8 protein-coding genes are annotated in these 10,070 nt (G+C 68.8%); 4 read left to right on the top strand and 4 right to left on the bottom strand.

Translation table 11 applies throughout. The features are described from left to right. Position 1: 1 nt before the first annotated feature. The 3 genes from aguA to C9J49_RS15990 all read right to left on the bottom strand — a co-directional run bounded on the left by aguA (position 2) and on the right by C9J49_RS15990 (position 3,963). Positions 2-1,111: an agmatine deiminase gene (aguA, locus tag C9J49_RS16000; RefSeq protein WP_111382317.1), complete on the bottom strand. Its 1,110-nt coding sequence runs from the start codon at positions 1,109-1,111 to the stop codon at positions 2-4. Between the two features lie 14 nt (positions 1,112-1,125). Beyond that, entirely contained in the window at positions 1,126-2,469 is a 1,344-nt protein-coding gene (locus C9J49_RS15995) for a Na+/H+ antiporter NhaC family protein (protein WP_107181418.1), read from the bottom strand. 75 nt (positions 2,470-2,544) lie between these two features. Then, positions 2,545-3,963, bottom strand: a complete 1,419-nt coding sequence (locus C9J49_RS15990) for an aminotransferase (protein ID WP_107181417.1) — start codon at positions 3,961-3,963, stop codon at positions 2,545-2,547. A gap of 142 nt (positions 3,964-4,105) precedes the next feature. Between C9J49_RS15990 and C9J49_RS15985 the strand changes: the two genes are divergently transcribed. Both C9J49_RS15985 and C9J49_RS15980 read left to right on the top strand, forming a co-directional pair. Continuing rightward, positions 4,106-5,344 (top strand): M20 family metallo-hydrolase, encoded by a 1,239-nt coding sequence (locus C9J49_RS15985; protein WP_107181416.1) that lies wholly within the window; start codon positions 4,106-4,108, stop codon positions 5,342-5,344. A gap of 15 nt (positions 5,345-5,359) precedes the next feature. Further along, positions 5,360-6,874: an aldehyde dehydrogenase gene (locus tag C9J49_RS15980; RefSeq protein WP_111382316.1), complete on the top strand. Its 1,515-nt coding sequence runs from the start codon at positions 5,360-5,362 to the stop codon at positions 6,872-6,874. An 80-nt stretch (positions 6,875-6,954) separates the two neighbouring features. Here C9J49_RS15980 and C9J49_RS15975 read toward each other — a convergent pair whose 3' ends face one another. Then, complete coding sequence (locus C9J49_RS15975; RefSeq protein ID WP_046079584.1) at positions 6,955-7,806, bottom strand: helix-turn-helix transcriptional regulator; 852 nt, start codon at positions 7,804-7,806, stop codon at positions 6,955-6,957. Between the two features lie 121 nt (positions 7,807-7,927). Between C9J49_RS15975 and C9J49_RS15970 the strand changes: the two genes are divergently transcribed. After that, the gene (locus tag C9J49_RS15970) at positions 7,928-9,001 is read left to right on the top strand and encodes a methyl-accepting chemotaxis protein (RefSeq protein ID WP_281288378.1); all 1,074 of its coding nucleotides are present in this window, start codon (positions 7,928-7,930) and stop codon (positions 8,999-9,001) included. 130 nt (positions 9,002-9,131) lie between these two features. After that, positions 9,132-10,064, top strand: coding sequence for a cobyrinic acid a,c-diamide synthase (locus tag C9J49_RS15965; RefSeq protein ID WP_107181415.1), 933 nt, complete (start codon positions 9,132-9,134; stop codon positions 10,062-10,064). The last annotated feature ends 6 nt before the right edge of the window (positions 10,065-10,070 follow it).

The raw sequence follows: 10,070 nt of genomic DNA, 5'->3' as shown, positions 1-10,070 counted from the left end.
TTCAGATGTGTATAAGAGACAGGCTGTGGATATTGCCGCCGCCGAGCAGAATCTCCCGGGCCGGCACACCGATCACCCGCCGGGTCGGAAACAGGCGCTGAACGATGGCGCGCGCCTCGTCGTCATGCGCCGGGTCGAGCAGCGGCATCACCACCACCGAGTTGCCGATGTAGAAGTTGACGTAGGAGCCGGCCATGCGATCGCCGGGGCGCCGCGGGTGCGAGTGGCTGAGGCGGTCGATGCCGCTGGCCTCGTCCTCGGCAATGTGCAACGGGCCGGGCTGGGGCAGTCGGTGTACCGTCAGGGGGCGCCCGCGGGCGTCGGTGGCGCTTTCCAGCACCGCCAGCGCCTCCCGGGAGATGGCGTGCTGGGGGTCGGACTCGTCGTCGGTCCAGGTCAGGGCCACTTCGCGGGGGGCCACGAAGCAGGCCAGGTTGTCGACGTGGCCGTCTGTCTCGTCGAGGTGGCAGCCGCGAGGCAGCCAGATCACCTTCTCCACGCCGAGGGTATCGCACAGGATGCGTTCCATCTCGGCCCTGGACAGGTCCGGATTGCGGTTCTCGTTGAGCAGGCACTCCTCGGTGGTCAGCAGGGTGCCTTCGCCGTCCACGTGGATGGCTCCGCCTTCCAGCACCACGGGCGCCACGAAGCGTTCGATACCGAGCATCTCGGCGATCTTGGTGCGGATGCGGCGATCCTTGTCCCAGGGGAAGTAGAGCCCGCCCTTCAGGCCGCCCCAGGCGTTGAATTCCCAGTCGACCATCGCCATCCGGCCGTCGGGGTGGGTGAGGAAGGTCGGGCCCACATCGCGCATCCAGGCATCGTTGCTGGAGATCTCGACTACCCGCACGTGTTCCGGCAGCTGGATGCGGGCATTCTCGTACTGCTCGTCGTTGACGCCGACGAACACCGTCTCGCTCTCGGCGATGGCGGTGGCCACCTCGACGAAGGCCTGCTGGGCCGGTTTGGCGCCATAGCGCCAGGTGTCGGGGCGCTGGGGCCAGAGCATCCAGCAGGCATCATGGGGGGCGAACTCCGCGGGCATGGCGAAGCCCCGGGCGGCCGGGCTCTGAGGAGCGGCGCCCGACCGGGCGCCTTGGGTTGATGTCATCGTCATGTCGGGTCTCACAGGTGACCGACCACCAGGAATACACCGGTGGCGATGGTGGCGGCAATCAGCACGTAGGGAAGCTGGGTCAGGGCATGGGCCATCGGCGTGCAGCCACTACCCTGGGCGGAGAGCACGGTGGAGTCGCCGTAGAAGCAGGCGTGGCTGCCGAAGGCGCTGGCCGAGATCAGGGCGCCCACCACCAGCGGCATGCTGGCGTCGACGCTTCCTGCCAGCGGCAGCACGATGGGCATGGCCACGGCGAACAGCCCCCAGAAGGAGCCGGTAGCGAACGCCAGGAAGGCCATGGTGACGAAGACCACCGCCGGCAGCATGCCGGGGGTCATCAGCGGTTCGACGGTGGCGATCACGAAATCGGTCAGCCCCAGGACGTCGTTGACTTCCTTGAGGGTGAAGCCGGCCACCAGGGTGCCGAGCGGCATGATCATGGCCTTGAAACCGTCCAGTGCGGTGTCGAAGGTCTCGTGGAAGCTCAGCAGTCGCTGAGCGCCGATCAGCACCAGCAGCACGGCCAGCGACACGATGACGCCGCGCAGGATATCGATGTCGAAGTACCAGGTGAAGAAGATCAGCGTGGCGATGGGCAGCAGGAAGTTGATCAGGTGAGGACGAGGCTTGTCCTCGTCGACTTCCAGGGTGGCATCGGCGACCCCCTCGGGTATCGGATGGCCGCCGGCCGCGCGAGCCTCGGCGGTCTTCATCGGGCCGATGTCGGGCATCCACCCGAGCGCCACCAGCGGCACGATGGCGGCCGCGATCCAGGCATAGAACATGTAGGGAATGGCCTCGATGTACAGGCCCATGCCGTTGCCCGTCACGTTGTTCTCCTCCAGCAGGCCGGCGAAGAACACCGCCCAGGTGGAGAAAGGCACCAGAATGCATACCGGCGCCGCCGTGGAGTCGACGATGTAGGCCAGCTTCTCGCGGGAAATGCCGAAGCGGTCGGTGATCTTCTTCATCGAGGCGCTGATGGTCAGGGCGTTGAGGTAATCGTCGACGAAGATCACCAGGCCCAGTACCCAGGTCGTCAGCAGGCTCTGATGCTTGTGCCGGATACGGCGTGTCATCACGTCGCCGAAGCTGAGCACCCCGCCGGTCTTCACCAGCAGGGCGATCAGGCTGCCGAACAGGCCGCAGACCAGGATGATCCAGGTCACGGTATCGTTGCCCAGCACGCCGAGCAGGATGTCGGACCCCTGGGTGATGACGGTGGTCGGGTCGATCATCAGCAGACCGACCAGGGTGCCTGCCAGCAGGGACTCGATGGTGCGTCGGGTGATCAGAGCCATGCCCAGCACCACCAGGGTGGGGATCAGGCTCCAGGCGCCATAGGTTTCCATGGGAGATCTCTTTTGTCGTTGTCTATTGAGCGGATCTGACGCGTGCGGCGCCCGCCAGGGCGCCGCGTCGGACGATTACAGGAAGCCGTCTCGCTGGAGCGACTCGGTGGCCGCGGAGAGCGCCTCGTCGAGGATCGCCACCGCGGTATCGACGGTCTCGCGGGTCCAGATCAGGGTCGGCGAGATGACGTTCAGATGGCCCACCGGGCGGATGATCAGGCCGCGTTTCTGGGCCTCGAAGGCGATGCGGTCGCCGACTCGGGCCTCCACCGGCAGCAGCGCCTTGGTGTCCTTGTCGGCCACGTTCTCCAGGCACATCATGAAGTGGCTGCCCCGCACGTTGCCGACGGTGGCGTGGTGGCCGAGCGTCTTCAGCTGCCGCTCGAGATAGGGTCCCACTTCGCGAACGTTCTCGCAGATCGCCTCGCGTTCGATGATCTCGATGCTCTTGAGCGCCGCCGCACAGCTCACCGGATGGCCGGAGTAGGTGAAGCCGGTGCTCAGCACGCCGCCCTTGCCCTGTGGGGTGCCCAGCACTTCGTAGATCTCGTCGGAGATCAGGGTGGCGCCCAGCGGTGCGTAGCCGGACGACAGGCCCTTGGCGCAGTTGATGATGTCCGGCTGGGTCTCGAACATCGCCTCGGAGGCGAAGAAATGCCCCAGGCGGCCGAAGCCGGTCACTACCTCGTCGGCGATGTAGAGGATCTCATTGGCGCGGCATACCGCCTGCATGCGCTTGTGGTAGTCCGTCGGGGCCACCAGCACGCCGCCTGCCCCCATGATCGGTTCGGCGATGAAGGCGGCGATGTTGTCGGCGCCGATCTCGGCGACGGTGTCCTCGAACTCCTTCACCAGATGGTCGCAGTACTCGGCCTCGCTCATGCCCTCTGGCCGGCGATAGCAGTTGGCCTCGCTGAGGTGGGTCACCAGATGGTCGAGGGTATCGAACGCCCAGTTGTTGCTCTCGATGCCGGTCAGGGTGGCGGCCAGGTAGGTGGTGCCGTGGTAGGCGTTGTTGCGTGAAATGATGCGCTTCTTGTTCGGCTTGCCCAGGCGGTTGAAGTAGTAGTGGACCAGGCGGATGGTGGCGTCGTTGGCCGTTGAGCCGCCGCAGCTGTAGAACACGTGGTTGAGATGCGAGGGCGCGAGCTCGGCCAGCTTGGCGGAGAGCTCGGCGGCGGGAGCGTTGGACAGGTTGTTGAAGGTAGAGAAGTAGGCCATGCGGGTGGCCTGGTCGGCCATGGCCTGGCCGATCTCGGCGCGGCCATGGCCGACATTGACGCACCACAGCCCGGCGATGCCATCGATAAAGCGATTTCCACGCGAGTCTTCCACGTAGATGCCGTCACTGTCGGTGATCAGTTCACAGCCTTCCTCGTGGAAGACGCTGAAGTCGGTGAAGGGGTGGATGAAGTGATCCTTGTCCTTCTGCCACAGGGTCTCGGTATCGAGGACGGGGCGGTCGGTCGTCGGATGGGGGCTTGTTGTGGTCATGGCATTACCTCCTGTCGAGTGGAGGCCAGCCTAGCCAGCCCCGGGGAGCCGTGGACATATCCTGATTGGGGTATATCGGGGTCACGAGCCCGGCCCGTAAGGTTCCTTCCACGACATTCGAACAACGATCGGAGAGCGCACCATGACGACGACCATCGACGGCCAGCGGCTGTGGGACACGCTGATGGCCATGGCCGAGATCGGCCCCACCGCCAACGGCGGTAGCTGCCGACTGGCGCTGACCCCCGAGGATGCCGCCGGCCGGCGCCTGCTGCTCGACTGGTGCGAGGCGATCGGCTGCACCTGGCGGGTCGACCGGGTCGGCAACCTGTTCATTCGTCGCGCCGGCAAGCGCGAAGACCTCGAGCCGGTGGCCACCGGCAGCCACCTGGACACCCAGCCCAAGGGCGGCCGCTTCGACGGCATCCTCGGCGTGCTGGCCGGGCTCGAGGTGTTCCGCAGCCTGCACGACCGGGGCATCGTCACCGAGCGCCCCCTCGAGCTGGTGGTATGGACCAACGAGGAAGGCAGCCGCTTCGCCCCGGCGATGGTCGCCTCCGGCACCTATGCCGGTGAGTTCGCCGTCGAGGACACCCTGGCCCGTCGCGACGCCGACGGCGTGACCCTCGGTGAGGCCCTGGTGGCCTGCGGCTTCGACGGCGACCTGCCGGTGGGCGAGCCGCGGCTGGACGGCTTCTTCGAGCTGCACATCGAGCAGGGGCCGGTGCTCGAGGATGCCGGGGAATCCATCGGTGTGGTCACCGGCGTGCAGGGCATGCGCTGGTTCGACGTCACCTTCTCCGGCCAGTCGGCCCATGCCGGCCCCACTCCGATGCGGCTGCGCCACGATGCCCTGGCCGCGGCGGCGCGCCTGATCGACCGCCTGCAGGCCCACGCCCTGGCCGACGCCAGCGGCGACACCAAGGTCACCTGCGGCTGCCTGGACATCGAGGCGGCCTCGCGTAACGTCATCCCCGGCGAGGTGCGCCTCACCGTCGACCTGCGCCACGTGGTGGAGGCCGAGCTGGACGCCCTCCAGGCGCTGTTCGAGCGCGAGCTGGCCGCCGCCGGCGAGACCTTCGGCGTGGCGGTATCACAGCAGCGGATCTGGGCCTCGCCGGTGGTGGCGTTCGCCCCCGAGTGCATCGCCGCGGTGGAAGCCGCGACCCGGGCCCAGGCGGTGCCCTGGCGGCGCATGATGAGCGGCGCCGGGCACGACGCCGTCTACGTGTCCCGCGTCGCCCCCACCGCGATGATCTTCATCCCCTGCCGCGACGGCATCAGCCACAACGAGGCCGAGTACGCCACCCCGGAGCACTGCAGCCTGGGGGCCCAGGTGCTGTGCGACGCCATGGTCGCCCGCGCCGACCGCCCAGCCTGATCACGGGAGCCCTCTATGACCGAACATCGCCGAATTCCCCGGACCCGCGCCGACTGGCAGGCGCTGGCCGCCTCGCTGGTCGAGCAAGGCATCGAGACCCGCGCCTATATCGACGACGCCTTCGTCGACGCCGCCGATGGCGCGACCCTGACCACCGTCAACCCGGCCACCGGCGAGACGCTGGCCGAGGTGGCGAGCTGTGACGCCGCCGACGCCGAACGGGCGGTATCGGCCGCCCGGCGCGCCTTCGACGCCGGCGAGTGGTCGCGGCTGGCCCCGGGCCAGCGCAAGGCCGTGCTGCTGCGCCTCGCCGCGCTGATGGAGGACCACAAGCACGAGCTGGCGCTGCTCGACACCCTGGACATGGGCAAGCCGGTCGGAAGTTCGCTCGGCGACATGGCCGGCGCCATCGGCTGCCTGCGCCATCATGCCGAGTCGATCGACAAGCTCTACGGCGAGGTCGCGCCCACCGGCAACGACTCGCTGGGCCTGGTGCTGCGCGAGCCGCTGGGGGTGGTAGCCTCCATCGTGCCGTGGAACTTCCCGCTGATGATGACCGCCTGGAAGATCGGCCCGGCCCTGGCCGCCGGCAACAGCGTCATCCTCAAGCCCTCGGAGAAGTCGCCGCTGTCGGCGCTGCGCCTGGCCAACCTGGCCCGCGAGGCCGGCCTGCCGCGCGGCGTGTTCCAGGTGCTGCCGGGCTTCGGCCATACCGTGGGCAAGGCGCTGGCGCTGTCGATGGACGTCGACTGCCTGGCCTTCACCGGCTCCACCGGGGTCGGCAAGCAGCTGATGCAGTACGCCGGCCAGTCCAATCTCAAGAAGGTGTTCCTGGAGTGCGGCGGCAAGAGCCCGAACCTGGTGTTCGCCGACTGCAAGGATCTCGACAGGGTCGCCGAGCACGCCGCCGGGGCGATCTTCCACAACCAGGGCGAGGTGTGCATCGCCGGCTCGCGGCTGCTGGTCGAGAACTCGATCCGCGAGGCCTTCGTCGACAAGGTGCTGGCCGCCGCCGAGCGCATGCAGCCCGGCGACCCGCTGGACCCGGACAGCTTCATGGGCGCGATGGTCGATCAGGCCCAGTACGAGCGGGTGCTCGACTATATCCGCCGCGGCGTGGCGGAGGGCGCGACCCTGCGTTCAGGTGGTCAGTCGCTGGACGGTCCCGGGCTGTTTATCCCGCCGACGGTGTTCGACGGCGTCACCGAGACCATGGCCATCGGCCGCGAGGAGATCTTCGGCCCGGTGCTGGCGGTGTTCGGCTTCGATGACGAGGACGAGGCGGTACGGCTGGCCAACGACAGCGACTACGGCCTGGCGGCCGGGCTGTGGAGCCAGGACATCGACCGCATCATGCGCGTCACGCGCCGGCTGCGCTCGGGTCAGGTGTTCGTCAACAACTGGGCGGACATGGACCAGACGGTGCCCTTCGGCGGGGTCAAGCAGTCGGGCAACGGGCGCGACAAGTCCCACCACTCGCTGGAGGAGTACTCCGATCTGAAGAGCGTGTGGATGACGCTGGCGCCCTGAGGGGCGGAGCCTGGAGCACTGATGGGGGAGGGGAACCCTCGACTTGCCGGCCGCGGTTCGCCGCGGCCGGCCTTTTCGCGTCAGCCGCCCTGCTGGCGCGAGACCAGCGCCACGTGGTCGAGGAACAGCCGGAAAAGCTGCGACTGGCTGGAGACGTCCAGGCGCTGGTAGATGTGCTTGCGGTGGACCTTGACGGTGCCGTCGCTGATGTCGAGCTCGCGGGCCGCCGACTTGGTGGAGTGCCCCGCCAGCAGCAGTCTCACGATCTCGCGCTCGCGCTGGGTCAGGGCCTCCTGACCGAAGCTGTCGAAGGCCGCCTCCACCGGCTCGCGCTCCTCCAGTCGGGCCTGGAAGCCGTGCCCCTGCCACTTCCAGTATTCGCCAAGCAGGGCGGCCACCACCGGAGCGATATGGCGAAGCGCCAGCATGGCGCGTCGCGTCACCCGAGGGCCGTCGCCGCGGAAGCCCAGCGACACCACCATCACCACGTCGGCGTCGACCCGGGCGAACAGCCCGATCTCGTCGGATAGCCCCAGGGCGCGATAGTAGTGGTGGTAGTAGTCGCTCGCCTCGAAGCGGTCCGGCGCCAGCTCGCGCAGCCGGCAGGCGCCGTGGTCGAGCCCGTCGTGGACGGCCTGGAAGAAGGGATCGAGCAGGTAGGCCTGGCTCAGGTAGCGCTCGATGCCCTGCTGCCGCCGATCCGGCGGATAGTTGTCGTGGATCAGCAGGGGCCGGTGACGCCCCTTGTAGGTGTTGATCAGGATGGTGTCGAACCCGACCAGCTCGTGCAGCGTCTGCTCCAGCAGGGTCGGCAGGCCGGCATGACCGGCGCTGCGGATCAGTTGGGCCAGGCGCTGGTGCCAGGCCTGGCTGGCGGCGGTGGCGAGGGAGTCGGCGGAGATCACGTGGGGCGGGTCCTGACGGCAGATCATGTTCCTCGGCGCAGCGAGCATATCACGGCGCGGGCCCGCTTCTTGCATCGCGTTCTCTGCATTAGCGAATGACGAAACCTGACGCAGGGCACCGCCCCATACGATAACAAGGAGTCTGCTCGTGCAAGAGAATCGTATCCTCGACCTGGCCTACGGCATGTCCGACGTGACCCGCGAGAAGATCGGACGGATCGAGAGCATCACCCGCCAGACCGAGATCCTGGCCCTCAACGCCCGCATCGAGGCGGCCCGCGCCGGGTCGGCGGGCGCCGCTTTCGGCGTGGTCGCTGAACAGATGGGCGAGGTGTCCAGCGACATCCAGCGCATCGCCCGCAGCTTTCGCGACGAGGTCGCCCGCCAGACTGCCGAGCTGCAAGAGGCGGGCACGTCCATGGTCGATGACTTCCGCGGCCAGCGCCTCACCGACCTGGCCCTGAACGCGGTGGAGATCATCGACCGCAACCTCTTCGAGCGCTCCTGCGACGTGCGCTGGTGGGCTACCGACAGCGCCGTGGTCGAAGCCGCCTCGGCGCCGGATGACGCGGCCCGTCAGGCCCACGCCAGTGACCGGCTGGCCACCATCCTGCGCTCCTACACCGTCTATCTGGACCTGTGGGTCGCCGACCGGGACGGCCGGGTGATCGCCACCGGCCGTCCCGACCGTTATCCCGAAGCCATCGGCGCCGACGTCTCGAGCGACGACTGGTTCCAGCGGGCGCTGCGCACCGCCTCCGGGGACGACTTCATCGTCGCCGATATCGAGCGCAATCCCTCTCTGGAAGACGCCGCAGTGGCCACCTACGCCACCGCGATTCGCGAGGGCGGCCGCGAAGACGGCGCGGTGACCGGCGTGCTGGGCATCTTCTTCGACTGGGCGCCCCAGTCCCGCGACGTGGTGCAGGGCGTGGGTCTGTCCGAGGAGGAGCGCGAGCGCTGCCGGGTGATGCTGGTCGACGCCCGCCACGGCATCATCGCCGACTCCCTCGGCGAGGCGGCCCTGGGCGAGACCTTCCCGCTGTCGCCCGAGGGCCGCGAGCGCGGCTTCGACCGCGACGAGCGGCGCCTGGTCGCCTTCGCCGAGACGCCGGGCTACGAGACCTACGAGGGCCTGGGCTGGTATGGCGTGATCGAGTATCGGCGCGATGCGGCCCCGCAGGCCGAGCCGACGCGCGAGCCGGTCCTCGCCGCACCTTGAGAGTGAATCGGTCGTCATCAGCTGCACTTTATTGGTGCGTGTCGTCGGTCGGGGTGGCGGGATGGCCGTGCTGGCCTCATCATGAGACCGTCACCATCGAGACCGGCCGACGGGAGGCCACGACGACGCCATGCTGGGATTCCTTCAGGGAGCCGCCTACGGCCTGTTTCTGACCTGCCTGCCCTGGTGCCTGGCCGGGCTGGCCAGCCCGCGGCTGGCGCTGGCCAGCGAGCACCCCACCCGCTGGCAGGTGGTGGTGCGCTACGCCTTCCTGGTGCCCTTCCTCAGCCTGCTGATGTGGCTGACCTCGCTGTGGGGCGGCTTCGACCCCAGCCTCGGCGGCTGGCTGGCGGGGCTGGTCGGCATCGCCGTGGAGCTGCCGCTGGAGCGTCGCTGGCGACGCTTCCGGGCGCGGCGCCACAAGCGCCGGCTCGAGGAGATGCTGCGCGCCGAGGCCACCCGCCGCCGTCACGAGTCGACCCGCGAGGCCGGCGTCAGCGAGCTCGACCCCGACCACCCGCCGGCGGAGGCCGACGAGGTGGTGCAGGCGCTGTGCCGGGCCAAGCAGGCGCTGCTGGAGGTCGACCGAGCCGATCACGCCGCCCAGGTCGATCGCCTCTACAGCCGCTACGGCAACGTGCTGGAGGTCATGGCCTCGCGCTTCACGGCCGGCGAGCTGGCCCACGAGCGGGCCCGCTCGCTGGTGGTCGAGGTGTGCATGGGCGCGGTGGACAACTTCACCGCCATGGCCTCCCAGGCCCGGGGCGTGGCCGGCCTCGACATCGACTTCATCCGCCGCCGCCTCGGCCATGAGGCCGGCAGTCTGTCGGCCAACGAGACCGACGCCCTGCGCCGCCGGCTGGCGCTGATCGAGGACACCGAGAAATCGCTGCGCCGGCTGGCCGCGCGCAACGAGGCGGCGCTGACCGCGCTGGACGACACCAGCGTGGCGCTGTCGCGCATCGTCACCGGCCGCCCGCGGGCCAGGGTCGGCGCCGACCAGGCCTGCGAGGAGCTGCGCCGCTTCATCGACGGCGCCGGGCGCTACGGCCGCGAGACCTGACCCGGC

It is taken from the genome of Halomonas sp. SL1 (genome assembly GCF_003030865.2).
Classification (GTDB): domain Bacteria; phylum Pseudomonadota; class Gammaproteobacteria; order Pseudomonadales; family Halomonadaceae; genus Halomonas; species Halomonas halophila.
The sequence above is the reverse complement of the archived record's forward strand: the minus strand, read 5'-3'. Positions and strand labels throughout refer to the sequence as shown.

Bases quoted from the DNA above. Each gene is read 5' to 3' on its own strand.
- C9J49_RS15990 (WP_107181417.1), bottom strand. From the start codon at position 3,963: ATGACCACAACAAGCCCCCATCCGACGACCGACCGCCCCGTCCTCGAT.
- C9J49_RS15985 (WP_107181416.1), top strand. From the start codon at position 4,106: ATGACGACGACCATCGACGGCCAGCGGCTGTGGGACACGCTGATGGCC.
- C9J49_RS15995 (WP_107181418.1), bottom strand. From the start codon at position 2,469: ATGGAAACCTATGGCGCCTGGAGCCTGATCCCCACCCTGGTGGTGCTG.
- C9J49_RS15965 (WP_107181415.1), top strand. From the start codon at position 9,132: ATGCTGGGATTCCTTCAGGGAGCCGCCTACGGCCTGTTTCTGACCTGC.
- C9J49_RS15975 (WP_046079584.1), bottom strand. From the start codon at position 7,806: ATGATCTGCCGTCAGGACCCGCCCCACGTGATCTCCGCCGACTCCCTC.
- aguA (WP_111382317.1), bottom strand. From the start codon at position 1,111: ATGACATCAACCCAAGGCGCCCGGTCGGGCGCCGCTCCTCAGAGCCCG.
- C9J49_RS15980 (WP_111382316.1), top strand. From the start codon at position 5,360: ATGACCGAACATCGCCGAATTCCCCGGACCCGCGCCGACTGGCAGGCG.